The following is a 26495-nucleotide window of genomic DNA, read 5'->3' as shown; positions in this document are numbered from 1 at the left end:
GCGAAAGGAAGCATTATGACCAAAACACTGAGAGCTTGTTTGTCTTTGTGGTTGGTTGCAGTCGCTCCTGCGTATGCGCAAGAACCTCCTCGCCTCGTTTTGCAGCTGACCGTTGACGCGTTTCGGGGCGATCTGCCGACACGCTACTTTGAGAATCTTGGAGAGGGTGGCCTTAAGTACTTACTAGAAAACGGTGTACACTATGTGGACGCCCATCATTGCCATGCCAATACAGAGACCGTTGTCGGGCACGCCACTTTGGCGACCGGGGCAACACCGGCAGTGCATGGGATGATCGGAAACATATGGTTCGACAGAACCTTGGACCGCGTTGTCTACAACGTTGAAGACAGCACCGCTCCGCTTCTTGGAGATGGCGCTGGCGTCAATGACGATATTGAAATTGACCCGACACAGGCGGCAGCTGGCACAGATGGGCGGTCACCACGCGCTATGCTTGTTACGACGCTTTCGGACGAATTAAGCGCCTCCACTGCTGGTGCGGCCAAAGTCTTTGGAGTTTCAATCAAAGATCGTGGGGCTATTACAATGGCGGGACAAAGCGGCAAAGCCTTCTGGTTCTCAAAAGCCGCAAATCGTTTTGTCACAAGCTCCTATTACTACGACAAATACCCGGATTGGGTTTCCGCATGGAATGACGCATCGCCGAGCGCCTCCTTTGAAGGAACCTCTTGGGAGTTGATGCACCCAAAGGAAACCTATCTCTTTGGCGACCGCGACAACCAACCATGGGAGACGGATGTCGCCGGGTTCGGCACAACCTTTCCTCATCGCTACTCTTCGACGCAAAATGGGTTTGACCCGCTGGAAAATCCCTACTTTACGACCTTTTTGACACTTAGTCCCGCTGGCGACGATCTGACGGCGCAATTTGCCAAACGATTGATTGATGCCGAGGGTATCGGGCAAGACGCGGTAACGGATTATCTGGCGGTTAGCTTCTCGTCCGTGGATTACGTCAACCATGTGTTTGGCCCTTCCAGTCTTGAAGCCGAGGATACGATATACCGCCTCGATCAGACTCTCATGAATCTCTTCGCGTTTATCGACGAACGGATTGGGCTGGAAAACGTTTTGATCGTTCTATCGGCGGACCACGGCACCACCGATGCGCCGGGCTATTTGGAGAGTGTTGGCATCCGAACTGGCCTTGTTGCTCCGGACACATGGGACCCGACGGAACAGATAGCCAAGCTTAAGGAGCGGTTTGGGATCACCGGGAAATTGCTTGAAGGTTATAATCACCCCTATCTCAATATCGCCCCCGAAGTATTGGCTCGCAGTGATATTGATTTACACACGCTGGAGTCAGCTATTGCAGAAGAGCTTCTATCCTTTCCCGATGTGGCATTCGCCGTCCCCAGTACGGCTATCGAAGCAAACCTCCTACCCGATACCGACATCATGCGCTTGGTCCGCAACAACTACCTCCCCACCCGATCCGGGAACATATACGTAGTCTTCAAACCCGGCTGGTTCATCGCAGACTTCGATGGTCTGTCCGTCACATCCACCCACGGGTCACCGTGGCGCGGTGACACACATGTGCCGATTATCTTTGCTGGAACGAACTTAAAACCGCAACGGGTCGCACGCCGTGTTTGCACGACTGCTCTCGCATCCACTCTGTCTGCATTATTGAGCACGGCACGTCCTAATGGTGCGAGCGGTGAAGTGTTACAAGAAGTCTTGGATTAGACCGCTGTGAAGCGCGAGTCCTGATATTGAAGCAAGCTAGGCAAAACCGCGACGGCATCGTCCACAACGCGATCCTCATATTCGTTGCTTCTTGGCGACTACGGAAACCGCCCAACGCAGCACTCTTTAGCGTACACAAATGCGGAGCAGACCTTCACGGAACATATCGTTCCGGCTTCGGAGACTGAATACTCTCCAAATACTCAGCAATATCGATAAGTCTGGAAGGAATACGCGTAACCAAACCATTCCCCGTATCGAATTCGACAGTAGGGCCGTCATTCAATTCGGTGATAATAGGCATGTCATCGCGAGGTTCTTGAACTTTCAAATAACCGTCCAAGATCGACATGACCTCCAACATGGGCCACACACCCCCTCTGCGTTCGGAAATCTTTGTTAAATCAGCAGGCACTGTTTTCAAATCAGCTGCGTCAGGTCCTTTTCCAGATGCATCGATTCCGTGACATCTGGCGCAATGCTCAACAAAGAGGTCTTTGCCAAGGTTCGAAAACTCATCGGCCACAGATATCGTTGCAACCGAAGAAATGCCCATGCTTGCAACGATCATAAAGTACCTCATAATCCGGAGGTCCTTTGCTAAACGAGAGTACACTACAACAAAAATGGACCGACATCTTCCGCCGGTCAACGTCGGTCCTTTAACACATAACGTTCGCTACCCGCTTCGGGCAGCAAGTAACCAGTGATGCTTACCTCAGAGAACAGCAGCGCCGAGCCCAATGCTACCGCCTCGGTAATTTTGTAAGCACGGTCGATACGGTGCGCGTCTTTTTACTTCTTGTGATCGCAATTGCGCCCAGCACTAAGGCACATGCAAAAGCTTGAGGAAAAGAGATGGCTTCGCCAAAAGCAAGATATCCAACGGCAAACATCGTGGGTAATTCGATACTTCCGACGACCGCAGTTTGGGAAGCTCCAATAACAGGCGAGCAAATCGTGTAGATGAGCTGAGGCACGAAAGCGGTCACCAGACCAATACCAACAATGAATAGCCAATCGGATTGTTCGCTTGGGAGAAGCTCTCCAACCTCAGCACCAAGGATGAGCGGGGCGAGGCCAAGAACAGACCCCAGAGAAACTGACGCGATACGTGCCAACGGCGCAATCCGTGACAACCTGTGTACCAGGACGCAGATTCCGAAGCCAAACCCAAAAGGGGCAGCAAGGGATAGCAGCAGCGTTGGTAGATGTTCCCCAGCCACTGACGCAGGCGAGCCAGCAAAGACAGCTGCCACCACAATCAGACTAGCGGCCAACATGGCGCGTCGCGTGGGTGCATCGCCAAACACAGCCCAAGCGACAACTAAGGTGAACACCGGATAGGTCATGTAAAGCACACCCACTGTCGATGCGGGCAGCTTCTCCAGCGCCGTTACATATCCGATCCAACCAAGCCCCATTACGGCTCCGGCTGAAAGACCCCAAGTGATCTCTCGCCATTCTTTTCGGTGCACAATGAGAACAGGAAGCAGAAGAAGGGCCGCAACAATGTAGCGGTAGAATGCGACCGCATAGGGTGCAACGCCCTGTTCGGTTAGGCTGCGGCTGAAGTAGGGAACCAGGCCGAAACAGATTGAAGCAAAAAGAACACCAAAAACGGCAAATGCGTAAGGGATGGATGGTCGATTTCGCGCAGATGTCGTTGCCATAATCTGGAGCTATCACGCATTTACATCTTCGTCTTCAGAGATTCTACGAAAGACTGCTTTGTAGATTGGAAACAGCGCGGAAGCTGTGATCCGGCAGATCAGCCCGCTCTGGAGACCAGCCAGTAAGTTTGCATTGGTCCTTTCCCTTTCACGTCGTAAATCGGTATCTCCTGAAAAACGAAGTCGGTGCCCAAGCGTTCTTTCGTCGCCTGCGAAACTTGAATCCGACCTTCTGCGCCCCCGCTTTCCATGCGACTGGCTGTGTTCACGGTGTCTCCCCATATATCAAAGAAAACCTTTTTCGTTCCGACAACACCCGAGACGGCTGGCCCCGAATGCAACCCAATCCGAAGACCTACACGTTCTCCGGTTTGCTCGCTGCGACGTTCCATCAATTCCAACATGTCCAAAGCCATGTTGGCCGCGACTTGCGCATGGTCTCTTCGCGGCGTCAGAATGCCTGCGCCGACCATATAGGCGTCACCAATCGTCTTGATTTTTTCCATGCCATACTTTTCCGTCAAATCATCAAAACGCGTGAAAACGTCATTCAGGAATTTGATAAGGTCCTTGGGGGCCGTCGATGATGCGCGCTTCGTGAAGCCTACGATATCTGCAAACAGGATAGTCACATCACCAAGATCGTCGGCAATCACTTCTCCCGGTGATGCCTTCAGTCGCATTGCGACCGCATCGGGCAATAGATTTTTGAGCAATGCCTCTGACCGTTCGTGCTCGGCAGCAAGCGCTGCCTCTGCGCGCGCAACCCGTGACGACAGCACCAAAACACCAGCCGCCTGAATCACAGACAAACCTATCACGACGCCGACCAAAACGATCAGTTGAAATTGCGCGTCAACGCGCGCTACACCGGATGGCTCCTGAAAATACAGAACAGAAATAACCATAGCAACGGTAGCGGCCCCCCATGTCACGACAGTGTCCGTCAAATTGTCACGTCCGTTGACAATAAGAACGCCAATCATGAACGCATTCAGAAAGAGATACAGGCCTGTTGCAGTTCCCATGTGGTATGTCATGAACATGAACACCGAAATGCCCATCGTCACCGAAACCCAAATCGCCAACCTTAGTCTGCGCGCCGCGATAGTGGGGGTGACAAGCAATATCGCAGCACAAATGAGCGATCCAAGCCAACCTGCACGCAACCCTTCGGCGTCATAAATCGCATAAAAAACTGCGTAGCCGAGTGCCGTGGCAATACCAATAAGAAGGATGACATTGAATGCGTAACGTTTCGATTTTTCGCTGTCAGACAGTCCCTCCAGCCCCTTGTCGAGAAACAACTTCGAAAGGCTACGAGCTAAATTCATGACAACTTTCCCGGCTGATGCTTGTGTTTACCACGAGCCGGGGATGTCTCAAGTCCCCCTCTGATCGTCCATTCATCCAAACTATGGCATTTGGTAGATATGGGCTCATAGCCGACATTTTCCGCGATGAGCATGACTAACCGAAGCCTGCAATTTTTTTTGAAGAATACCTATTCTCGCTTGCCAACAAGCCAAAACAGCTCAGTAGGATTCAAGCCTTTGATTTCAGTTACACCCCGGCGCTCAAAGAGATAGTCATCTTGCAGCAATGACTGCGTCGATGCAGTGACCAGAATTCGAGCCGCTTCCCCTTGGCCTTCCAGCCTTGAAGCGATGTTCACAGTTTCACCCCATACGTCATAAAATACTTTCTTGGTTCCGATGACTCCAGCAACCGCCTTGCCTGAATGTAGGCCAATCCTGATTTCGATTGGCTCTTTTGTCCCAACTGATATGCGCGCTACAGCTTCCATCATGTCCAGCGCCATGTTGGCCACCGATTTTAAGTGATATGGATTCGCTTGCTCCAATCCGCCCGCAACCATGTATGCGTCGCCAATCGTCTTGATTTTTTCCAGACTGTGTAGAGCCGCTAATTTGTCGAATTCGGAAAAGATGGTGTTCAACAAAGCCACAAGCGCCTTTGGTTCCATGGCGCTTGCACGCGGCGTGAAGTTCACAATGTCGGCGAACAGAATCGTTACACTAGGATGTTCATCAGCGATGATCTTGTTTGGGCTTTGTTTCAATCGCTTCGCAATTTCAGCGGGAAGCAGGTTTTCAAGCAGCAACTCCGAGCGTTTGTGTTCCAGCTCCAGCGCATCTTCGGCTTGTTCGGTGCGCCTCATGATGAGGATGAAAGTAAACAATGTCATGCAAATGACCAACGCAACGTTTCCACGGAACATAAAGTCTACCAGTTCAGTGCTGATCGGCAGGTAGGTCACAGGATGTGGAAACAAAACTGGAATGAGAACAAAGAGGGCAAACGGCGGCGCGGTAACTAAGACCAGTTTGCCAAGTCTCTTCGTACTGCATTCCAAAGTGAGAAACAGCACACCAATCAGGAGATGCATGTTGAACCCAGCGTCTGCACCGTAAATATAACTTAATGCTGTACCGAAGATACAAACCAAAAACGATGCGAGGATTTCCGCTATAAAACGGTTTCTTCGCGCGATTATGGGCAAGGATAAGCTCACAGAAAAGAGTATGCAGACTAGGTTTCCAAGCCACGTCGCTTGTGCATCATAGAAAAAATAAAATAGGGCTGCCCCAAGTATCGTAGCGTTGGCAGCCAAGGCTACGACAGCAAAGATGTAGATAGCCTGGCGTTCATTCCTGGTGTTTTTTTCCGTGCCTGAAATTGCGTACCACTTAAAGGCACCTCTCAAACATGCGTTTATACGCGAAATGAGCTGCGGCACGGCCAATTCCCGAATGCTTGGGTCAGATCACCACCGTCAACCAGTTCTCTTCCCGACGCAACGATGGAACTACTCAATGGCCACCGAAAGGACCATTGGCAATCCAATGTGATCACTAATTGCTCGTTATGTAAAAGGTAACACAGCGAAGTTTGGGGATCCTGATAATCGGTCTGATCGCCATGGCCGGTTAATCTGGCATACCTGCCAAACGCAGTGCGTTGAAGTAACGTTCTCCGCCTTCAGAGCCGCCGTAATCCACATTGCTACGCCATTTCGAGATCGTATCGCTTGGTTCCAGTCGTTGCATTTGCGCTAGAGCCTTGGACGCTGCTTCCGATTCACCTAGCATTGCATGTGCCGCGGCTCTTGCACTGTGAAGCGCGGGGTAGTCCTGTGAATAGCGTAGTCCAGCTTCGGCATAGGATATCGCGTCCCGGTCTCGGCCCAACATTACACAGGCAGTTGCGGCACCTCCGGACGCACTAACGAAAACCGCACTGTAGCGACCCAGTCGGAGTGCCGTTTGAAAACAACTAAGCGCCCTTTCAGGGTCTCCTGACCAATTGTAACCCCATCCCATGAACGAGTGGAGGCGAGCGTCTAGCGGTGCCCTTTGCTGAATTTGCTCAAGTGCTACAGACAAGCGATCCGCATTCCCGTCCACATTGTAGTCAGCAACGGCTACGCTGAGATCAAGCGTCGAGTTTTGCCCGGCCATATGCCGCCCCGCTTCGACCCACCCAGGGAGCAATTCGTAGTAGGGAGCCAGCTCGGAACGAAGGCCATAAGTTCGGGCGCCATTCATCATTGAGATTGCTTCCGCATATGCAGCTGCAAGGTCCGGTTTGGCCGCAATCGCTCGCGCATGGTACGAAATTGCGCCCTCATAGCTATCGATTTCCGAGCCCGTCCAAGCAATCATACCCATTACTACACATTGCTCGGCGGTCAGTTCGTTTTCAGGCAAAGCGGAGAGCTTTGCGGTCTCGAACTGGATCAATATTCCGCTTACGGCGTCCAACAGCTTTTCTACGACCTCGTCTTGCCAATCAAAGATAGCTTCAAGCACACCGTCGAACTTCTGAGTCCAGATTTCTGAACCTGAAGAGTCATGTAAACGGGCTTCCAAGCGCAAACGGTCACCGTGACCACGCAGCACGCCGCGAAGTGCATATCCCTCCGATGGTTCCGTTGAGGATATCGCCGCGTTTAACCAGTTGATCGTTCGAAAATAAGAACCGAAATCCGACGTGAGAGATGCAGCCATTTCCTTCAAATCAGTGCGCTGGTCGTTGCATGTCACAGGATGAATGAAGAGCTTTGGCAAGCTCGTCTCTGCGAAAGATTGTGAACTTTGCGATGCAGCCAGGTGTGGTCCACCGTAAATCCACACATCCAGGCTGCGCTGGATGTTCTTGAGCCTCTTCTTTCCCACAGCTTGGAAAGCTTCCGCCAGAGTGCGATCAAGGTTCAAGTGTACGGGTTCGGAAATAGCTATGCCGCCGGATGGCGCAATGCTCTCAAGTCTTGCGGCAATGTTGACGCCGTCGCCCAGGATGTCGTCCCCTTTTTCTGTGATATCGCCCACATGAACACCAATTCGCATGTTCAATAGCGAGTGCTCAGCCAATTGCTCCTGTATCTGAATTGCCGCGGTCACAGCTTGTGCCGCGCTGTTAAATTGCACCAACCAACCATCGCCCATGCTCTTGACGATCCGACCGGATTGACCTGCTATCGTTGGGATTACGATGTCGCTTTCCAGGTAATCAAGCATTTGCAGCGTGGCTTGCTCATCTTTGTGCATGAGCGCCGAATACCCAACAACATCTGCGGCTAGTATTGCAGCCAACCTTCGTTGCAACTGTTGCCTTTTCTTCGACATAAGTTCGACGATAGATGATGCGGCTCTTTACTCCAACTGGCAGTATACGAGGTTCGCTCGGGGCTCGTTAATGGATCTCTCTGCATTTGGTATCAGCGATTACGGGACGCCAAATCTCATTCGTTCCAACGAAAACCGTCGTTATCGACTTTCACATGCCCTATTGAAGGCAACGCGAAGTGAGACCCCAAAACCAAGCAACTGGTTTCCGAGCAATGCTCAAGCAGCAATCTACGCGACGTCACTGCCATTTCGGCATCGGAATCGAACTTGAAATGCCAGTCGGGATTTCGGCATTGCGCGGTGGTATGAAGCGCATCACCAGTGATTACCGCCTCGTCGCCCCCGCACTTTACGAGCACTGAAATATGGCCCGGCGTATGCCCTGGCGTTGGGAACAAGGTCACGTGATCGCCCAACTTGTGCCCAGCCTCCACCAGTTCCACCTGACCAGCTTCCACTACAGGCAAAACGCTTTCGACGTAGGTGTTGCCACTCTGCAAACGCTGAGTTTCTTCATCATCCTTTGGCATCAAATAGCGCGCGTTTGGAAAGGTAGGCACCCAACGGCCATCTTCTAGCTGCGTGTTCCAGCCTATGTGGTCTACGTGAAGATGCGTGCACAGCACATAGTCGATTTCATGAGTGCTCACGTCAGCGGCTTTCAGGGCTGCCATAAACCGACCGTCGGAGCGTTGATGCCATGCTGGATGATTTTGGTTGGTTTTGTTATTGCCGACACAGCTGTCCACCAGAATGTTATGTGAGGGCGTTTTCAGAAGGAAACCTTGTATGGGCAAAATTAGTCGTCCAGTGCTGTGGTCGATGCTGCCGGGAGCAAGGCTTTCGATAACTGTTTTGACATCTGGTCCGGCGGTTGGAAACAACTCTTCTGGCTTCATGAATGGGGCATGAATCTCAAGAATTCGCCAAACCTCTACATCGCCAATCTTGCAGAGCATTGCTTCAATCCTTTGGTTGCCTGAATGTTGGAAGACCATCGCCTCTCAGGGCAATTGAAACAAGGTTGTTAGAGCTTTCATCTAGCGTGCAATCTTGCAAACAGACATATTGTGATGCCTTAGAGCAGAACGCAGCTGGGTGATGGAGCATTTAGGAGAACAATAACAAAAATGCGTCGTAAACGACCTACAAAGTCATTGTACGATTACGGCCGTCCGAACAAATTTGCAAAGTCCGCTTTCTGCGCATTGCAGACCATCGCGAGAATCCAAGCAAAAAGGTCGCATGGAACCCAATATTCCTTAGGGAGACGCTTTGCGGCATTGGGCAACGCGAAGGGCCATAACTGTGACGGCTACGCCAAAAACTGATTGAATTCATCGCCAAGGCAGACAATCGCGCTACGCAAAACTATGGGCGAACTACGCAAACTTATAGGGTGCGCGAAGTGCTATGCGCAAACCTACAACCGCTCAAAAATCCAAATTCTCCACACTCAGAGCATTCTTTTGAATGAATTCACGGCGTGGCTCTACCACATCACCCATGAGTTTGGTGAACAGATCATCGGCCTCGACCATATCATCCACGCGTACCTGCAACAGGGTCCGCGCGTCCGGGTCCAGCGTTGTTTCCCAGAGTTGATCGGGGTTCATCTCTCCCAAACCTTTGTAGCGTTGCAGCGACAAGCCCTTTTCGCCTTCTTCCAGAATCGCGCGCAGCAGGTCGAGCGGGCCGTGTATGACTTGACCCCGATCGCGACGCACCAACGTTGCGGGGGTGTTGTAGACCTCTTGCAGGCTTTGGGTGAAACTGCCGGTTTTGCGGGCCTCACCCGAACGCAACATGGGGCCGTCCAGTGTGCGTACTTCTTCCACACCGCGCAGGATGCGCGCGAGGCGGATGCCGTGATCCTGTGTGATGCGGCCTTGCCAGCCGCGTTCGTATTCCAGTGCGATCAAGTCAAGGCGCGCCGCGACCTTGTCGGCCACGCCCTGCAAATCGGCATCAACAGCGCCGGGCACGAAAGCACCGGCTACAGCAGCCTGCTCCAGAATATGGCGTGGATAATGCGTTGGGAAGGCGTCCAGCACACGCTTCAGCTGGCGCGCTTCATCCACTACGCGGGTCAGGTCCTGGCCGATGATTTCCTCGCCCGAGCCTAATTTAAGTACTGCGCCTTCGACGCCCTGATTGATCAAATAATCATCCAGCGCAGCCTGGTCCTTCAGGTAAACCTCTGATTTACCTCTAGAAACCTTGTATAGCGGTGGTTGAGCGATGTAGAGATACCCGCCCTCGATCAACTCTGGCATTTGCCGGTAGAAGAAGGTCAACAAGAGGGTGCGGATATGCGCGCCGTCAACATCTGCGTCCGTCATAATGACGATTTTGTGGTAACGCAGTTTTTCGATGTTGAATTCGTCGCGGCCAATGCCGGTGCCCAACGCCATCACGAGGTTACCGATCTCTTGGCTCGACAACATCCGGTCAAACCGCGCCCGTTCCACGTTCAAGATTTTGCCACGCAAAGGCAGAACAGCCTGAGTCAGCCGATCCCGACCGGTCTGGGCAGAACCACCAGCCGAGTCCCCCTCGACCAGGAAAACTTCAGTCTTGGACGGATCTTTTTCAGAGCAATCCTTCAGCTTACCAGCCAGATAGTTCACATCCATCGCAGTCTTGCGGCGGGTCAATTCGCGAGCTTTACGGGCGGCCTCGCGCGCTAAAGCCGCCTCGATGATCTTACCGACAATCCCCTTAGCCTCATTCGGGTTCTCTTCGAACCATTCAGCCAGCTTCTCGTTCATCAGACCTTCGACCGCCGGGCGAACCTCAGAGCTGACCAGCTTGTCCTTGGTCTGGGACGAGAATTTCGGATCGGGCACTTTCACAGACAACACGCAGGTCAGGCCTTCGCGTGCATCGTCACCGGTAAAGCTGACCTTTTCCTTCTTCGCGATCCCGCTGGACTGAGCATAGTTGTTGATCGTCCGGGTCAGTGCACCACGGAAGCCAGCCACATGGGTGCCGCCATCGCGCTGCGGGATGTTGTTGGTGAAGGGCAGCACGGTCTCATGATAACTGTCATTCCACCACATCGCGATTTCCACGCCGATATCGTCACGCTCGCCCTTGATATAAATCGGTTCGGGCATCGCCGGGGTCTTGGACCGGTCGAGATATTTGACAAACTCTTTGACGCCGCCCTCGTAGAACAGCTCGGTTTCCAGCCGCTCAGCAGGGCGCTCGTCGATCAGGATGATCCGCACGCCCGAGTTCAGGAAAGCCAGCTCGCGCAAGCGCTTTTCCAGCGTCTCAAACGAGTATTCGAGGTTCGAAAACGTGTTGGTCGAGGCCAGAAATCGTACCTCGGTTCCCGTGCGATCGCCACACTCGCCAACGACTTTCAGATGTTCCGCCGTCTCTCCACCTTCAAAACGCGCCACATGTTCCTTGCCGGCCCGCCAAATGCGCAGTTCCAGCCAATCGGATAGCGCATTCACCACCGAGACGCCCACCCCATGTAGACCGCCTGACACCTTGTACGAGTTGCTGTCGAACTTACCGCCAGCGTGCAGTTGGGTCATGATGACTTCAGCCGCTGAAACACCTTCCTCGGGGTGGATATCCACCGGGATTCCACGTCCGTTGTCGCTGACCGAAACGCTGGAATCCGCGTGAATTTTTACAGTCACATGGTCGGCATGACCGGCCAGTGCCTCGTCAATTCCGTTATCGACAACCTCGTACACCATATGGTGCAGACCCGAACCATCGTCCGTATCCCCGATATACATACCGGGACGTTTGCGAACTGCCTCTAAGCCTTTGAGAACTTTGATGGAATCAGCGCCGTATTCTTGGGGTGCCTGTGCGTCTTCGGACATGCCGTTAGTACCTATATTATTTTGGTAACTTATACGTTTTCTGGTGGGGATTGTCACGTGCTCCCCCTATATTTTGTGGTTCTGATCCGCTTAATTTGCGGATCAAAGCCGATCAAGGTCTGCTGCAATATCCTCGGCGATTTCTGCCGCGTTCACATCGTCCCGTTCGGCTGACAATCGCAACCCCAGAAGGTCGGATTGATAGCGCGCCGCCAAGCGATCCGGGTCATGACTTGGCGCGATTTCTCCGGCCTTCTGCGCGCGGCGAAAGAGGTTCGCAAAACAAGCTTTCATGTCAGCCATATGGCTCTGCGCCTGATCAGCCAAATCATGGTCTTTGGCTTGCAATTCCGCATAAGTCTTCGCCAACATGCAGGCTTTTGTTGGCAGCTCCGACGCCTCGATCACACGACGAGGTTGCACCTTAAGAGCACCAAGCGGGCCCAATTCCTGCGCCAAAGCGTTCATATTGGCAACCCCTTCCTGAGTATACCGCTCTAACGCCAGGGCGTAGAGCGCATCTTTCGACCCGAACGCCGCGTAGAAGCTACCCGGTTTGAGCTTCAGCTCTCGCTCGAGATCCTTAAGCGACGTCCCCGCCCAGCCGTGACGCCAGAAAATATCTCGCGCCTGCGCGATAAGCGCGTCTCGGTCATATGAGGGTTTGCGGGGCATCGTTTCACCAATTTTTGAACGTTCGCTCAAATATATACTTGAGTGATCGCTCAAGAAACCCTAAATACGACTCATCGCGCCAGAAACAGGAGTTTTGACATGGCCAATTTCCCGTCTCACGACCTAGAAACCGCCCCGGAAGGGTCCAAGCCGCTGCTTGAGAAATCTCAGGCTGCATTCGGCCGCCTGCCCGGTCTTCATAAAGTAATGGCTGAAAGCCCCCAGCATCTGGAAGGCTATCAGGTTCTGCACGGCCTGTTTCTGCAGACCGATTTCAACAACGACGAAAAAACCGTTGTCTGGCAAACCATCAATGTCGAAAACGAATGCCATTACTGCGTGCCTGCGCATACCGGCATCGCAAAGATGATGAAAGTCTCTGACGAGATCACCGAGGCGCTGCGCAACGAAACTCCGCTGCCCACGGCCAAGCTGGAAGCGCTACGCACCTTTACCCTGCAAGTGATGGAAACCCGTGGAAACCCGACTGAAGAACAGCTGCAGGCCTTCTTTGACGCTGGCTATTCCCACCGTGCGGTCCTGGATGTCGTACTGGGTCTGGCACAAAAAACCATGTCGAACTACGTCAACCACATGGCCAAAACCCCGGTCGACGAAGTGATGCGCGGCTTCCTTTGGGAACGCAAAGTCGGCGAGCCTGCCTAAACGCTGACGACCGAGCCCTCGTCGCCTTCGGTAACGACCAGCGTTTGGGCTCGATCCCCCAATTCCGCAAATAGCTCAGGCCCGGTGCCCGTCATCCAGGCCTGTGCGCCCAGCGCACAAATCTCATCATACAACGCAGCGCGCCGACCCGCATCCAGATGCGCGGCCACCTCATCCAGCAATACAATAGGAGGTGCTCCAACCATCTCCGCCAACGCTCGCGCGTTTGATAGGATCAGCGATACCAGCAGTGCTTTCTGCTCACCGGTCGAGCAATCTTTGGCAGGAACGCCCTTGGCGGAATATACACCATACAGGTCTGATCGATGCGGGCCGACCAAAGTCCGCCCGGCGGCCAGATCGCGAAACCGGCTTTCATCCAAAGCTTCTCGCAAGTCTTCCGCCGTCTCAGGCATTGCACCTTCGGTTTGAACCAATTCAAGATCCGCTGACGGAAAGGCCGTCTCAGCTTTATCCTGTGCTGAGCGCAGATACTCCAACGCACTCAACCGCGCGGCGTGGATGCGATGCCCCATCTCGGCCATCTGCCCTTCCAGCGCCGCGTACCAATGGGCATCGCGAACTTGTTCTTTCAGCAACCGGTTCCGCTCGCGCATCGCTTTTTCATAGGTCAGAGATGCCTCGGCATGTGCCGGATCAAAACTCAGCGCGATCCGGTCGAGGAACCGCCGCCGCCCTTCGGCCCCTTCGATCCAGAGACGGTCCATCGATGGGATTAACCAAACTACCCGCGCCAGCTTTCCCAATTCAATCTGGCTTGAGGTCTTCTCATCAATCCGCACCTGCCGCGCCGCACCACCTTCGGACCAAGTTTCAATCTCGAAATTCTGTCCTTGCGCATTCAATAGCCCAATCAGCTTCCACCCCAGCGCCTCGGGGCGCCGTGTCATCTCAGCGGCGCTTGCCCGCCGCATCCCGCGCCCGGGTGAGAACAGAGAAACCGCTTCCAGTATGTTGGTCTTACCGGCCCCGTTTGGCCCATGGATCGCCACCGGCCGCCCGTCCAACGACAGGCGCGCCAGCTTATGAGACCGAAAATGCGAGACCGTAAGCTCGGTCAGGGCCAGTCCCATGACCCCTCTCTTTCGTTAGAGATCACCCCGTCGAGGCAATCAGACGCGCATCGGCATTACGACGTATACTGCGCTTTGGTCGTTGCCTTCGCGCATCAGTGTCGGATCACCCGCCGAGTTGAACATAAACACCGCATTTTCACGATCCACCTGAGACGCGATTTCGAGCAGGTATTTAGCGTTGAACCCGATCTCCAGGCGCTCATCCCCGTAAGCAACTGCAAGCTCTTCCTCAGCCGCACCACTGTCGGGTGCATTCACTGACAGAACCAGCTTATCCGCATCCAATTGCAGTTTGACGGCCCGCGACCGCTCGGACGAAACTGTCGCCACACGATCCACGGCCTGCGCGAATTCAGCCGCGTCGACTTCTAACTTGCGCGTGTTACCTTGCGGGATGACACGTGTGTAATCTGGGAACGTTCCGTCGATCACTTTCGAGGTGAGCGTGATGTCAGGCGTTGCAAACCGCACCTTGGTTTCACTGACCGAGACGGCGATGTCCATCTCGTCATCATCCAGCAGCTTGCGCAGTTCGCCCACGGTTTTGCGGGGCACGATCACGCCCGGCATATCCGCTGCACCATCCGGCAGATCCGCATCGATCCGTGCCAAGCGGTGACCATCAGTCGCCACGCAACGCAGTACCTTGCCGCCCTCGGAACCATCCGCAACATGCATGTAAACGCCGTTCAAATAATATCTCGTCTCTTCCGTGGAAATGGCAAACTTCGATTTATCGAACAGCCGGCGCAACAATGCCGCCGACGCCGTAAAGTTCGATTGGTATTCTGAAGACGCCATAACCGGGAAATCTTCTTTCGGCAGCGTGGCCAGAGAAAAATTCGAGCGCCCCGCTTCCACGGTCAACCGCCCAGCTGCACTATCTGCGGTCAGGGTCACCAGCGCCCCATCGGGCAGTTTGCGTACGATCTCATGTAGCGTTGTGGCCGCAACAGTCGTGGCGCCCGCTTTCTCGACCTGCGCAGGGGCCTTGTCGACCACTTCGATGTCCAGATCGGTGGCACGAAACAGCGCCTGATCGCCTTCGGCCTCGATCAGCACGTTGGCAAGTATGGGAATGGTGTTGCGACGTTCGACAACCGACTGGGCCTGCGAAACGGCCTTGAGAAGGGTGCCGCGTTCGATGCTGATCTTCATACCCTCTGTTCCTTTGACTTGCGTGCCGAAATAGGCGGGACTGGCACGTTAGCGTCTCAGCCCTGAGGCACAAGGATTTTTTACGGATTTCTGGGTCGGATTGCCTCGGTGGTCAAGAGCAGCGCGCGTGAAACACACCAGATCATTCTCAACCGTGGACAATAGCGCACAAGAAAACACCCCGAACGCAATAGCCCGGGGTGTTTTTCAAGGATTCAGTGCGGTTTAGGCTTCCAAGGCCCGGCGCAGCATCTCAACATCTTCGGCAATCTGGCCATCGGTCAACTTCAGCTCTTCGATGCGCTTCACGCCATGCATGACCGTGGTGTGGTCGCGCCCGCCAAATCGACGGCCAATCTCAGGTAGCGACCGACTGGTCAGTTGCTTGCACAGATACATCGCCACCTGACGCGGACGCGCATAGGACCGCAGGCGTTTAGGGCCGATGATATCGCTGAGGCGGATGTTGTAATAATCCGAGACCTTTCGCTGGATCTCTTCGACGGTGATCTTGCGCTCGGAGGCGCGCAGTACATCGGCCAGACAATCCTGCGTCAGCTCCATATCGATCTCGCGCCCGACCAGCGAGGCAAAGGCAAACAGGCGGGTCAGCGCCCCTTCCAGCACGCGCACATTGGTCGAGATGCGGTGTGCAAGGAACTCCAATACACCATCAGCAATGGTCAGATCGGGATAAGTGCTGCTGTACTGCTGCACTTTGTTCTGCAGGATTCCCAGACGCAATTCGTAGTCTGTGGGATGAAGATCGACGACAAGGCCACATTGCAGGCGTGACTTTACGCGGTCTTCAAGGTCCTTGATCTCGCCCGGCGCGCGGTCGGCCGAGATGATGATCTGCTTGTTCTGATCCACCAGCGCGTTGAACGTGTGGAAAAATTCTTCCTGCGTCGAATCCTTGCCAGCGATGAACTGCACGTCATCGACCATCAGCACATCGACCGAACGGAACAAGTGCTTGAAATCCATCATGCGGCGTTCACGCAAGGCCTGCACAAAGCGATACATGAACTGTTCTGCTGACAGGTAAAGCACATTCAACTCGGGGTGCTTGGTTTTCAACTCCCACGCAATCGCGTGCATCAGGTGGGTTTTACCCAGTCCAACACCGCCGTAGAGCACGAGCGGATTGAAAGTTACCGGGCCGCCCTCGGATACGCGGCGAGCTGCGGCATGTGCAAGTTCGTTGGGTTTGCCAACAACAAAGCTATCAAAGGTAAACCGTGCATCCAGTGGCGCAGCCTGTAGTGCTTCAAGTGCATCATTGGCTGTATCTGTAACAGCGGGCCGGGTTTCTGGCGCGGGAGATGGCTTGGACTCTTCCACCAATGTGGGACGGGCTGACGAATTGGCCGCTGTGCGAAACGCCAAGCGCTGAACCTTTTCGCCCGATGTGTTCAGCTCATAGAGAATAAGGTCCGCAAAATTCTGACTGACATAGTTGCCCATGAAGTTGGTCGGCACCGAGAACACCGCTACACCATCCTGCAACTCCTGAAACTCCAAGGGTTCAATCCAGGTGGTAAAATTGTTCTTCCCAACCGCCTTCATCAATTTGCTACGCAGTTGTCCCCATTTCTCTTGTGTCATTCGGCGCCTCACGCATCCCATTCATTATTGGCCTTAAGGCCTTTTTTAATGTGTCCCGAATTACGGGCCTTTATGGCGCTCACACACAAGGGAACGTTTCGCCAAACCTGATGGTCTGGCGGGTACGCTCGAATATCATCGCAGTCCAATACAGCACGGCCCCAAAATGGGGGCACACCCGGAATCCGGGATGCGCATGATATTCCAATTTATCGACAGGGCCAGGATCTTCGGCTAACCCGAGACCCAGAGCAGATCGTCCAACTGACCGAAGCCAGCTTTCGAACATTCGTTCCTAAATCTTTCCGATGCCCGTCGGTCAGATCCTTGGAACAGCCTGTCCCCCCAAGCGAGTGAATCGCTGACTAAGTCGTAGCAAGAGCCCAAGGGTCCGGGCAACGAAACTCTGATATTGACTCGGGGTTCTGGGCGAAAGAATCTCTCGGCTTCGTGAAGACGCGGCTTTCCGGCAACAATGAAAAAGGCGTCGCAATCAGCGACGCCTTTTTCGTAAATCAACGCTTGACGCGTTTTCCCAAAGAATCAGCCCAGCGCTTTGACGCGCGCCGACAGGCGCGACATTTTGCGGGCTGCGGTGTTCTTGTGGAAGACGCCTTTGGTGACGCCACGCATCAACTCGGGTTGAGCGGCGCGCAGGGCTGCGGTAGCTGCGTCCTTGTCGCCGGATGCGATCGCTTCCTCAACTTTGCGCAGGTGGGTACGGATGCGCGAACGACGCGCTTTGTTGACGGCGAAGCGCTTTTCGTTCTGACGGGCGCGTTTCTTTGCCTGGGGCGAATTTGCCATGTGTCTCTGACCTTTTGTTCGGTACGTTTATCTTGGGTTGCGCGCCACGGACATATCCGCACCGGATCAGAAATCACGAGTGTGAGTCGGGCCAAGCGGGCCGCACGCGCATGTATGACGGCGGTCTCTAACCAAGTTTGGCAGGTTTGCCAAGCTGATTCTTCCAGTATGTGATGAGGGAAAAAGGCGGGGTCTGCCCGCCTAATATCACTAAGCGACGATTATGATCACTTGTCGCGGAACTGAGCCGCACGTTTTTCCAGAAACGCGGCCATGCCTTCTTTCTGGTCCTCTGTCGCGAACATCGAATGGAATACCCGACGCTCAAACAGCATGCCTTCGCTCAGCGGCAGCTCATAGCTGCGGTTCACAGCCTCTTTGGCCGCGATGGCCGTGATCTGCGATTTCTCTGCAATCTTCTGCGCCGCCCCGGTTGCCTCTTCGATCAGCTTTTTGGCGGGCACGACACGACTGACCAATCCCGCGCGCTCGGCCTCTTCAGCGTCCATGAAGCGGCCTGTCAGGTTCATGTCCATCGATTTGGACTTACCAACGAAGCGGGTCAGACGCTGACTGCCACCAAGCCCCGCGATGACTCCCAGATTGATCTCGGGCTGGCCGAACTTGGCGGTGTCGGCAGCGATGATGAAATCGCACAGCATCGCCAGTTCACACCCACCGCCCAGCGCGTAACCGGCAACGGCGGCGATGATAGGTTTGCGGATCGCGGAAACCCTATCGTTGGCGTCTGCAAACAGATTGACGTCGAATACATCGACAAAACTCATCTCGGACATTTCCTTAATGTCCGCACCGGCGGCAAAGGCCTTGTCCGAGCCGGTGATGACGATGCAGCGCACCTTGTCATTGCTATCCGCATCTTCCAGCGCCTCGCACAGCTCACCCAGCAACTGGGTGTTCAGCGCGTTCATCGCATCGGGGCGGTTGAGCTTGATAAGGGCGACGTGGTCTTCGATTTCGACGATGATCGTCTCAAAAGCCATGAGGTGTAAGCTTCCGGTTGTTCCGTTCAGGTACGATTCCTTATCACGCGATTTCGCTGGATCAAGTTATCTTTGGCATTGCGCGCAATAGAAGGATGAGCGACCGGACTGGGTGATTCTCTTGATTTCAGCGCCACAACCCTCGGTTCGACAAGGCTCTCCTTCGCGGCCGTAGACGTCAAAGCTGTGCTGAAAATATCCAAGTTCTCCATCGGCTTGGCGGAAATCGCGCAGCGATGACCCCCCCGCTTCGATCGCGTCCTGCAACACTTTTCTGATGATCGGCACAAGGGCCGCAACGCGTGGCGCAGAAATCTGTCCCGCTTTGCGACGTGGCGACACCTTGCCGCGATAAAGCGCTTCGCAGACGTAAATATTACCCAAACCGGCAACGATTCCCTGATCCAACAACGCCGATTTGACCGGGCTGTTCTTGCCTTTGAAGGCGTCTATCAGGTGCTGTTCGTGAAAATCGTTACCCAACGGTTCAGGTCCCAGAACCGATAGCAGCTTGTGCTGCTCTGCCGTTGCCGTCGGCAGCAGATCCATTGCCCCGAACCGGCGCGGATCGTTGAAGGTGATGCGTGCGCCATTAGCCATATGAAACACCACGTGATCATGTTTCTGCGCCATCGGATGCTCATGCGCATACTGTCCGAGCGGATCGCCAGAGACCGTCATCCGCCCCGACATGCCCAGATGGATCAACAACGTCTCGGCACTGCTGAGATCCGCCAGAATGTACTTCGACCGTCGCCGCAGCCGATCCACCCGTTGCCCCGTCAGCCGCTCGGCCATCCGAGCCGGGAAAGGCCAACGCAAATCGGGGCGATTCACGTCCGCCCTTTCGATCACTGCGCCCTCCATTGCGGGGCTCAGACCGCGTCTTACTGTCTCGACCTCGGGCAATTCGGGCATTACAGGGCTCCTATTCCAAAGGGCCGCATTGTGCCCGCCTCTTATCGCCCTATAACAGAGGCGAAATTCGACAAACGGCAAGGCAAATGTCCGACACCAACGACAAGACCACCCATTTCGGGTTCGAAACAGTGCGCGAGGCTGAAAAAGCCGGCCGCGTACAGGGCGTGTTCAATTCGGTCGCCTCGAAATACGACGTGATGAACGACGTGATGTCGATGGGCATCCACCGGGTCTGGAAAGACGCGATGATGGATTGGCTTGCCCCGCGCGCCGGTCAGCGGCTTCTGGATGTGGCTGGCGGCACCGGCGATATCTCGTTCCGCTTTCTGAAGCGCGCAGGCCACGGCCATGCTACCGTGCTGGACCTGACCGAGCCGATGCTGGTCGAGGGCCGCCAGCGCGCCGAGGCCGACCAGATGTCCGACAGCCTGAATTGGGTGGTGGGCGATGCGATGGCGCTGCCCTTCGAGGATAACACCTTCGACGTCTACACCATCTCCTTCGGCATCCGGAACGTCACCCGCCCGCAAGAGGCGCTGAACGAGGCCTATCGCGTTATGAAGCCCGGTGGTCGTCTGATGGTGCTTGAGTTCAGCCAGTTACCCAATGACGGGCTGCAGAAGCTTTACGACCTCTACAGTTTCAATGTCATCCCGCGTATGGGCAAGCTGATCGCCAACGACTACGACAGCTATCAATACCTTGTGGAATCGATCCGCAAGTTCCCAGATCAGGAGACATTCCTGAACATGGTCCGCACCGCCGGGTTCGAAAACGCCAAATACCGCAACCTGAGCATGGGCATTGCCGCACTGCATTCGGGCTGGAAGATCTAGATGCGCGGCCCCCACAACATCATTCGCCTGGTCCGGACGGGCGCCACGCTGGAACGCACCGGTGCCATGAATGTGGTGCTGGACGCGTTTGAAGCGCCGCGCGCCGTACGTATTCTGGCGCATACGCTGGGCAAACCGTTCCAATGGCTGGGCTACAAGGGCGACCCCGAGATGCCGCCCGCCACCCGTGCCCTGACCGCATTGGGTCCGGCTTACATCAAATTCGGGCAGGTACTTTCGACCCGCCCCGATGTGGTGGGAAATGAACTGGCCGAGCAACTGCGTGTTCTGCAAGACAAGCTGCCGCCCTTTTCCAAAGCTGAAGCAATGGCAGAGGTCGAGAAAGAGTTAGGCCAACCGACGTCAGAGATATTCAGTGAGTTCAGTGAACCCATCGCCGCTGCCTCGATTGCTCAGGTTCACAAGGCCAAGCTGACCAGCACAGGCGAAGACGTTGCTGTCAAAGTCCTGAGACCGGGTATCGAGCGCGCCTTCCGCAAGGATGTAGACGCGTTCTATTTCGCCGCGCGTATGGTACAACTTTGCGCCCCCGGAGCGCGCCGACTACGCCCGATGGAAGTGATCGAGCATTTCGACGGCGTAGTACGCGGCGAGTTGGACCTGCGTCTGGAAAGCGCCGCCGCCTCGGAATACGCTGCCAATACCAAGGATGATGCTGGATTCTGGCTGCCCCCGGTGGTCTGGTCGCTATCCGCCCGCCGCGTCATGACGCTCAGCTGGGCTGATGGCATTCCCTTGGGAGATAACAACGCGCTGGACGCTGCCGGACATAATCGCCGCGATCTGGCTGAGCGCGTGCTCCGCCTGTTCCTTTTGCACGCGCTTCGCGACGGCTATTTTCACGCCGACATGCACCAAGGCAACCTCAAGGTCGCTGCGAACGGGGACATTATCGCCTATGACTACGGCATCATGGGCCATATCGATGAATACACTCGCCGGGTCTATGCCGAGATTCTCTTTGGTTTCATCCGCCGCGACTATAAACGCGTGGCTGAAGTCCATTTCGAAGCAGGCTATGTGCCTGCCAACCAGGACGTCGACGAATTCGCCCGCGCCTTGCGCGCGGTAGGTGAACCGATCTTCGGCATGGACGCCACCCATATCTCGATGGGTCGGCTGCTAAGCTACCTGTTCGAAGTCACTGAACGCTTTGGCATGGAAACCCGCACCGAGCTGATCCTGCTGCAACGCACCATGGTGGTGGTCGAAGGCGTCGCCCGCTCGCTTGATGATCACATGAACATCTGGGAGGTCGCCCGACCGGTGGTCGAGGATTACATCAAACAATCCATCGGCCCCCGCGCCGCCCTGCGCGATTTCGGCAAAACCGCCCTGGTGCTTGCCCGTTTCGGCCCCCGCTTGCCCGGTCTGGTGGAAAATGCCCTGATTGCCCAGACTCAAAAAGACGACCCAAAGACCCCGGGTTTCATCGCGAACCTTCTGCCAGCAGCGATCGGCGCGGCCGCAGGCATAGCCGCGACGCTGGTGATCTTCGCACTCAGCTAAACCAACCCGACCGCTTCATCTGGCCAAAAATACCTTCGGGGGGGAATCGCGCCCCGGCGCGATGGGGGGCAGACAGCCCCCCTTGCCCCGACCCAACTCAGAGCCGCTCGATGGCGAGGGCAATCCCCTGCCCTCCGCCGATGCACATGGTGATCAGACCTTTCGATCCGCCAATACGCTCCAACTCATACAACGCCTTAAGCGTGATAATCGCCCCTGTGGCGCCCACCGGATGGCCCAGTGCAATAGCCCCACCGTTCGGATTCACCTTTGCAGCGTCCAGACCCAATTCCTGATTGACGGCCAGAGCTTGCGCCGCAAACGCCTCGTTGCTTTCGATCACGTCGAAATCATCCGCAGACAAACCCGTCTTTGCGAACAGGTTCTGCACTGCGGGAACCGGGCCGATGCCCATCACCTCGGGTCGCACGCCGGCATGGGCATAGCCAATCACGCGCGCTTTGGGTTTCAAGCCCGCCTTTTCTGCAGCATCCGCTGTCGCCAACACCATCGCCGCCGCGCCGTCATTGATGCCCGAGGCGTTGCCCGCCGTCACCCGCCCATCTTTCTGGAATACCGGTCGCAATCCGGCCAGCGCCTCGGCAGTGGTGGCCTTGGGATGTTCATCGACCTTGAAGTCGACCATGTCGCGCTTGACCTTGACCTGCACCGGCGCGATCTGGCTGTCGAAATACCCGGCCTCAATCGCCGCAGCCGCACGGGTCTGGCTGGTCAGCGCAAACGCGTCCATCTGTTCGCGGCTGATTTGGTGTTCATCCGCCACATTCTCGGCGGTCACCCCCATATGCCCGGTGCCGAATGGACAGTTCAACGCGCCCAGCATCATGTCGAGCGATTTGACATCGCCCATCTTCGCCCCCCAACGGGCCTGCGGTACGACATAAGGGCTGCGCGACATGCTTTCGGCACCGCCCGCCACTGCAAACTCGGCATCGCCTAGCATCAGCGCCTGCACCGCCGACACTACTGCCTGCGCCCCCGAACCGCACAGCCGGTTCACGTTCATCGCCGGAGTCCCGTTCGGCATACCCGCCTGCATTGCGGCGACTCGCGACAGATACATGTCGCGCGGTTCGGTGTTGATCACATGACCAAAGACAACATGATCAATCTGCGCGCCTTCAACGCCCGAACGCTCCATTGCCGCCTCGGTCGCCACGGTCGCCAGATCGATCGGAGCGGTCGAGGCCAACGCACCGCCAAAGGTCCCGATGGCTGTGCGCGCACCGTCCAGTATTACTATGTCCGTCATGTTTTCTCCTCCAAGTCTCGCGCCCATTATGCACCTGCAGCATGATCTTCATATTAGACTCACTGTCACGCCGGAATTGACATTACGTTGCGCAACACCCATGGATTCCGTCATGACGGAAAACACAGACGATATTCTGACGCGCCTGCCCGCCCGATTGAAAGAGGCGCGCCGCGCCAAAGGCCTGTCGCTAGAGGCGGTCGCCAACCTCAGCGGCGTCTCGCGTTCCATGGTCAGCCAGATCGAGCGTGGTGAAAGCAGCCCCACAATTTCTACCCTGTGGAACCTGACGCGCGCTCTGCAGGTGGATTTCGCCGGACTGTTGGAAGACGCCAAAACGACCGACCAGATCGAAGTGCTGCGTCAAGCAGAAGTGCCCAGTATCGACAATATGGGCGAGAAATGCCGGATTCGCATCCTCTCTCCCCCCGAAGAGGCCGGAGGACACGAGGTCTATGATATTCAGTTTCAGGCCAATGGGAGCCTGAACAGCCAGCCTCATGCGCGCGGCGCACGAGAGCAACTGACTGTGCTGGAAGGCGCCGTCCGTGTCACTTCGGGAACGGCATCCAGCGATCTGAAACAAGGGGATACCGCCCGGTATGCCGCCGATATTACGCATTCGATAAGCGCTGAAAACCCGGCCCGCGTTTTCCTGATCGTAAAAAACGCCTGAACGGGCAAGTTTCCGCCTTCACGGATATTTTTCCCAAATACTGTAATTCTCCTATTTGGGAATTTCATCCGCTATGTTAGACGTGCGACTCAGATTAACGGAGGTCGCCATGGCTGAAGCATTCCTGTCCCATATTTCGGATACACTCGCGCAGATTGAGGCAGAGGGTCTGTACAAGCGCGAACGGATGATCACCTCGCCTCAGGGCGGTGAGATTACGGTGGGCGACAAGCAGGTGATCAACTTGTGCGCCAACAACTATCTGGGTTTGGCCGATCACCCCGCGCTGATCAACGCCGCCAAAGGCGTCATGGAGCCCAAGGGGTTCGGCATGGCCTCGGTCCGGTTCATCTGCGGTACGCAGGACATTCATCGCGAACTTGAGCAGAAGCTGGCAAAGTTCCTGAACAAGGACGATTCAATTCTGTTCGCTGCCTGCTTCGACGCCAATGGCGGGTTGTTTGAGCCATTGTTAGGGCCCGAAGACGCCATCATCTCTGACAGTCTAAATCATGCCTCGATCATCGACGGGGTACGGCTGTGCAAGGCAAAACGCTATCGCTACATGAACAACGACATGAATGACCTCGAAGCGTGGCTGAAACAAGCGCGTGAGGACGGGGCGCGGCATATCATGATCGCAACCGATGGCGTGTTCTCAATGGATGGCTATCTGGCCAATCTGCCGCAGATTCGCGAGCTGGCCGACAAATACGACGCCATCGTGATGGTCGATGACTGCCACGCCACCGGCTTTATGGGGCCAAACGGAGCGGGCACGCCGGACCACTTCGGCGTCGACGTGGATATTCTGACGGGAACTTTGGGCAAGGCACTTGGGGGGGCAATCGGCGGTTATATCGCCGGGCCGCAGCCAGTGATCGACCTGCTGCGGCAGCGGGCGCGGCCCTATCTGTTCTCAAACTCGCTGCCGCCGTCCATCGTTGCCGCAGGGCTTGAGGCAATCCGTCTGGTTGAAGAAGGTGACATGCTGCGCGCCCAATTGTTCGGCAATGCCAAGTACTGGCGCGCCGGGTTAGAGAATCTGGGCTTCGACCTACTTCCGGGCGAACACCCGATCATCCCGGTCATGCTGGGTGAAGCGACCATGGCGCAGGATATGGCATCGCGATTGTTTGACGAAGGCGTCTATGTTTCGGGCTTTTTCTTCCCTGTCGTGCCGCGTGGTCAGGCCCGAATCAGAACGCAGATGAATGCGGCTCTAACACGCGACGAACTAGACCGGGCGCTCGCGGCATTTGGCAGGGTCGGCAAAGAATTGGGGATAATCTGATGCGGCCCAACACGATGAAAGCCCTTGAGAAATCCAAGCCCGAGGAAGGTCTGTGGATGGTGCAGGCCCCGGTACCCGAGATCGGCCCAGACGAGGTTCTGATCCGCATCAACAAGACCGGGATTTGCGGCACGGATATTCATATCTGGAACTGGGATGAATGGGCTGCGGCCACCGTGCCGATCCCGATGATCACCGGCCACGAGTTCGCGGGTGAAATTGTTGAATTGGGTCGCAACGTGACAGGGATGACGGTCGGCCAGCGCTGTTCAGGCGAGGGGCATCTGATCACCCCTGACAGCCGCCAGAGCCGTGCGGGCAAGTTCCACCTTGATCCCGGCACGCGCGGTATCGGTGTGAATGAACAGGGTGCCTTTGCGCAATACCTGAAACTGCCTGCCTTTAACGTGGTGCCCCTGCCTAACGACGTACCGGATGAGATCGGGGCGATCCTCGACCCGCTGGGCAATGCCGTGCACACTGCACTCAGCTTCGATCTGCTGGGCGAGGACGTATTGATTACTGGCGCAGGCCCTATCGGCATCATGGCCGCCGCCGTTGCCCGTCATGCCGGTGCCCGGCATGTAGTGATCACCGATATCAACCCCGACCGCCTGAAACTGGCCGAACACGTGGTACCAACGGTACGCACAGTTGATGTGTCCAAAGAGGACCTGCAGGATGTCATCGCGGAACTGGCCATGACTCAGGGCTTTGATGTCGGGCTTGAAATGTCGGGCTCGCAAGCCGCGCTGGACCAGATGGTTGAAGCGCTGGTTATGGGTGGCAAGATCGCACTGTTGGGGATTCCGCCCGGAAAATCTCCGGTGGACTGGTCGCGCATCGTGTTCAAAGCTATCACCATCAAGGGTGTCTATGGGCGCGAGATGTTCGAGACCTGGTACAAGATGATCGCCATGTTGCAGAACGGGCTGGATGTCAGCCGCGTAATCACCCACCAGTTCGCGGTCGATGACTTTGCCCAGGGATTCAAGGCCATGAAATCCGGTCAATCAGGCAAGGTGGTTCTGGACTGGACCTAACGCTCTGGAACC

The 26495-nt window shown here is 55.5% G+C and carries 22 protein-coding genes; 7 read left to right on the top strand and 15 right to left on the bottom strand.

Annotated features, from left to right (window positions below; genetic code table 11):
• The first annotated feature begins 15 nt into the window (after positions 1–15).
• Entirely contained in the window at positions 16–1719 is a 1704-nt protein-coding gene (locus tag ACR0I1_RS19535) for an alkaline phosphatase family protein (protein WP_480707591.1), read from the top strand.
• Positions 1720–1873: 154 nt separating this feature from the next.
• Here ACR0I1_RS19535 and ACR0I1_RS19530 read toward each other — a convergent pair whose 3' ends face one another.
• The 8 genes from ACR0I1_RS19530 to ACR0I1_RS19495 form a co-directional block, all read right to left on the bottom strand.
• On the bottom strand, positions 1874–2290 hold the full coding sequence (locus ACR0I1_RS19530) for a c-type cytochrome (RefSeq protein ID WP_170515595.1): 417 nt from the start codon (positions 2288–2290) through the stop codon (positions 1874–1876).
• A gap of 175 nt (positions 2291–2465) precedes the next feature.
• Positions 2466–3392 carry a DMT family transporter gene (locus ACR0I1_RS19525; RefSeq protein WP_480707590.1) on the bottom strand — a complete coding sequence of 309 codons (927 nt, stop codon included), beginning with the start codon at positions 3390–3392 and terminating at the stop codon, positions 2466–2468.
• A 98-nt stretch (positions 3393–3490) separates the two neighbouring features.
• Positions 3491–4726, bottom strand: coding sequence for an adenylate/guanylate cyclase domain-containing protein (locus tag ACR0I1_RS19520; protein WP_480707589.1), 1236 nt, complete (start codon positions 4724–4726; stop codon positions 3491–3493).
• Between the two features lie 170 nt (positions 4727–4896).
• Positions 4897–6153: an adenylate/guanylate cyclase domain-containing protein gene (locus ACR0I1_RS19515; protein WP_480707588.1), complete on the bottom strand. Its 1257-nt coding sequence runs from the start codon at positions 6151–6153 to the stop codon at positions 4897–4899.
• Between the two features lie 190 nt (positions 6154–6343).
• Positions 6344–8041, bottom strand: a complete 1698-nt coding sequence (locus ACR0I1_RS19510; RefSeq protein ID WP_480707587.1) for an adenylate/guanylate cyclase domain-containing protein — start codon at positions 8039–8041, stop codon at positions 6344–6346.
• A gap of 116 nt (positions 8042–8157) precedes the next feature.
• Positions 8158–9003, bottom strand: coding sequence for an MBL fold metallo-hydrolase (locus ACR0I1_RS19505; RefSeq protein ID WP_480707586.1), 846 nt, complete (start codon positions 9001–9003; stop codon positions 8158–8160).
• A gap of 474 nt (positions 9004–9477) precedes the next feature.
• Entirely contained in the window at positions 9478–11895 is a 2418-nt protein-coding gene (gene gyrB / locus ACR0I1_RS19500) for a DNA topoisomerase (ATP-hydrolyzing) subunit B (RefSeq protein WP_170395385.1), read from the bottom strand.
• 102 nt (positions 11896–11997) lie between these two features.
• Positions 11998–12570 carry a TetR/AcrR family transcriptional regulator gene (locus ACR0I1_RS19495; RefSeq protein ID WP_480707585.1) on the bottom strand — a complete coding sequence of 191 codons (573 nt, stop codon included), beginning with the start codon at positions 12568–12570 and terminating at the stop codon, positions 11998–12000.
• Positions 12571–12669: 99 nt separating this feature from the next.
• Here ACR0I1_RS19495 and ACR0I1_RS19490 point away from each other — a divergent pair, with 99 nt between their 5' ends.
• The gene (locus tag ACR0I1_RS19490) at positions 12670–13236 is read left to right on the top strand and encodes a carboxymuconolactone decarboxylase family protein (protein ID WP_170423365.1); all 567 of its coding nucleotides are present in this window, start codon (positions 12670–12672) and stop codon (positions 13234–13236) included.
• Here the strand turns inward: ACR0I1_RS19490 and recF are convergent.
• From recF to mutM, 6 genes are all read right to left on the bottom strand, one after another.
• Positions 13233–14330: a DNA replication/repair protein RecF gene (recF, locus tag ACR0I1_RS19485; RefSeq protein ID WP_170515653.1), complete on the bottom strand. Its 1098-nt coding sequence runs from the start codon at positions 14328–14330 to the stop codon at positions 13233–13235. The genes ACR0I1_RS19490 and recF overlap by 4 nt on opposite strands.
• Positions 14331–14369: 39 nt before the next feature.
• The gene (dnaN, locus tag ACR0I1_RS19480) at positions 14370–15491 is read right to left on the bottom strand and encodes a DNA polymerase III subunit beta (protein ID WP_010442547.1); all 1122 of its coding nucleotides are present in this window, start codon (positions 15489–15491) and stop codon (positions 14370–14372) included.
• Between the two features lie 225 nt (positions 15492–15716).
• A complete protein-coding gene (dnaA, locus tag ACR0I1_RS19475; RefSeq protein ID WP_170395377.1) occupies positions 15717–17099 on the bottom strand; it encodes a chromosomal replication initiator protein DnaA in 1383 nt (460 codons plus the stop codon).
• A 543-nt stretch (positions 17100–17642) separates the two neighbouring features.
• The gene (gene rpsT, locus ACR0I1_RS19470; protein WP_010442545.1) at positions 17643–17906 is read right to left on the bottom strand and encodes a 30S ribosomal protein S20; all 264 of its coding nucleotides are present in this window, start codon (positions 17904–17906) and stop codon (positions 17643–17645) included.
• 227 nt (positions 17907–18133) lie between these two features.
• Positions 18134–18910, bottom strand: coding sequence for an enoyl-CoA hydratase (locus tag ACR0I1_RS19465; protein WP_170395375.1), 777 nt, complete (start codon positions 18908–18910; stop codon positions 18134–18136).
• Between the two features lie 66 nt (positions 18911–18976).
• A complete protein-coding gene (mutM, locus tag ACR0I1_RS19460; RefSeq protein ID WP_170408657.1) occupies positions 18977–19828 on the bottom strand; it encodes a bifunctional DNA-formamidopyrimidine glycosylase/DNA-(apurinic or apyrimidinic site) lyase in 852 nt (283 codons plus the stop codon).
• Between the two features lie 86 nt (positions 19829–19914).
• Here mutM and ubiE point away from each other — a divergent pair, with 86 nt between their 5' ends.
• Positions 19915–20667: a bifunctional demethylmenaquinone methyltransferase/2-methoxy-6-polyprenyl-1,4-benzoquinol methylase UbiE gene (gene ubiE / locus ACR0I1_RS19455; RefSeq protein ID WP_480707584.1), complete on the top strand. Its 753-nt coding sequence runs from the start codon at positions 19915–19917 to the stop codon at positions 20665–20667.
• A complete protein-coding gene (gene ubiB / locus ACR0I1_RS19450) occupies positions 20668–22197 on the top strand; it encodes a 2-polyprenylphenol 6-hydroxylase (RefSeq protein ID WP_170408659.1) in 1530 nt (509 codons plus the stop codon).
• Positions 22198–22294: 97 nt separating this feature from the next.
• Here the strand turns inward: ubiB and ACR0I1_RS19445 are convergent, their stop codons facing one another.
• Complete coding sequence (locus tag ACR0I1_RS19445; protein WP_480707583.1) at positions 22295–23470, bottom strand: acetyl-CoA C-acyltransferase family protein; 1176 nt, start codon at positions 23468–23470, stop codon at positions 22295–22297.
• Between the two features lie 112 nt (positions 23471–23582).
• Here ACR0I1_RS19445 and ACR0I1_RS19440 point away from each other — a divergent pair, with 112 nt between their 5' ends.
• From ACR0I1_RS19440 to tdh, 3 genes are all read left to right on the top strand, one after another.
• A complete protein-coding gene (locus tag ACR0I1_RS19440; RefSeq protein ID WP_170395365.1) occupies positions 23583–24146 on the top strand; it encodes a helix-turn-helix domain-containing protein in 564 nt (187 codons plus the stop codon).
• Between the two features lie 109 nt (positions 24147–24255).
• Positions 24256–25440 (top strand): glycine C-acetyltransferase, encoded by a 1185-nt coding sequence (locus tag ACR0I1_RS19435; protein WP_480707582.1) that lies wholly within the window; start codon positions 24256–24258, stop codon positions 25438–25440.
• Between the two features lie 14 nt (positions 25441–25454).
• On the top strand, positions 25455–26483 hold the full coding sequence (gene tdh, locus ACR0I1_RS19430) for an L-threonine 3-dehydrogenase (RefSeq protein ID WP_480707599.1): 1029 nt from the start codon (positions 25455–25457) through the stop codon (positions 26481–26483).
• The last annotated feature ends 12 nt before the right edge of the window (positions 26484–26495 follow it).

This window comes from Ruegeria sp. B11 (genome assembly GCF_056539785.1).
The sequence above is the reverse complement of the archived record's forward strand: the minus strand, read 5'-3'. Positions and strand labels throughout refer to the sequence as shown.

Excerpts from the sequence above, each read along its gene's own strand:
- ACR0I1_RS19490 (WP_170423365.1), top strand. The coding sequence starts at position 12,670 with ATGGCCAATTTCCCGTCTCACGACCTAGAAACCGCCCCGGAAGGGTCC.
- ACR0I1_RS19510 (WP_480707587.1), bottom strand. The coding sequence starts at position 8,041 with ATGTCGAAGAAAAGGCAACAGTTGCAACGAAGGTTGGCTGCAATACTA.
- ubiB (WP_170408659.1), top strand. The coding sequence starts at position 20,668 with ATGCGCGGCCCCCACAACATCATTCGCCTGGTCCGGACGGGCGCCACG.
- ACR0I1_RS19530 (WP_170515595.1), bottom strand. The coding sequence starts at position 2,290 with ATGATCGTTGCAAGCATGGGCATTTCTTCGGTTGCAACGATATCTGTG.
- dnaA (WP_170395377.1), bottom strand. The coding sequence starts at position 17,099 with ATGACACAAGAGAAATGGGGACAACTGCGTAGCAAATTGATGAAGGCG.
- ubiE (WP_480707584.1), top strand. The coding sequence starts at position 19,915 with ATGTCCGACACCAACGACAAGACCACCCATTTCGGGTTCGAAACAGTG.
- ACR0I1_RS19525 (WP_480707590.1), bottom strand. The coding sequence starts at position 3,392 with ATGGCAACGACATCTGCGCGAAATCGACCATCCATCCCTTACGCATTT.
- ACR0I1_RS19520 (WP_480707589.1), bottom strand. The coding sequence starts at position 4,726 with ATGAATTTAGCTCGTAGCCTTTCGAAGTTGTTTCTCGACAAGGGGCTG.
- rpsT (WP_010442545.1), bottom strand. The coding sequence starts at position 17,906 with ATGGCAAATTCGCCCCAGGCAAAGAAACGCGCCCGTCAGAACGAAAAG.
- ACR0I1_RS19465 (WP_170395375.1), bottom strand. The coding sequence starts at position 18,910 with ATGGCTTTTGAGACGATCATCGTCGAAATCGAAGACCACGTCGCCCTT.
- ACR0I1_RS19445 (WP_480707583.1), bottom strand. The coding sequence starts at position 23,470 with ATGACGGACATAGTAATACTGGACGGTGCGCGCACAGCCATCGGGACC.
- ACR0I1_RS19495 (WP_480707585.1), bottom strand. The coding sequence starts at position 12,570 with ATGCCCCGCAAACCCTCATATGACCGAGACGCGCTTATCGCGCAGGCG.
- tdh (WP_480707599.1), top strand. The coding sequence starts at position 25,455 with ATGAAAGCCCTTGAGAAATCCAAGCCCGAGGAAGGTCTGTGGATGGTG.
- ACR0I1_RS19435 (WP_480707582.1), top strand. The coding sequence starts at position 24,256 with ATGGCTGAAGCATTCCTGTCCCATATTTCGGATACACTCGCGCAGATT.
- gyrB (WP_170395385.1), bottom strand. The coding sequence starts at position 11,895 with ATGTCCGAAGACGCACAGGCACCCCAAGAATACGGCGCTGATTCCATC.
- mutM (WP_170408657.1), bottom strand. The coding sequence starts at position 19,828 with ATGCCCGAATTGCCCGAGGTCGAGACAGTAAGACGCGGTCTGAGCCCC.
- dnaN (WP_010442547.1), bottom strand. The coding sequence starts at position 15,491 with ATGAAGATCAGCATCGAACGCGGCACCCTTCTCAAGGCCGTTTCGCAG.
- ACR0I1_RS19535 (WP_480707591.1), top strand. The coding sequence starts at position 16 with ATGACCAAAACACTGAGAGCTTGTTTGTCTTTGTGGTTGGTTGCAGTC.
- recF (WP_170515653.1), bottom strand. The coding sequence starts at position 14,330 with ATGGGACTGGCCCTGACCGAGCTTACGGTCTCGCATTTTCGGTCTCAT.
- ACR0I1_RS19505 (WP_480707586.1), bottom strand. The coding sequence starts at position 9,003 with ATGCTCTGCAAGATTGGCGATGTAGAGGTTTGGCGAATTCTTGAGATT.
- ACR0I1_RS19440 (WP_170395365.1), top strand. The coding sequence starts at position 23,583 with ATGACGGAAAACACAGACGATATTCTGACGCGCCTGCCCGCCCGATTG.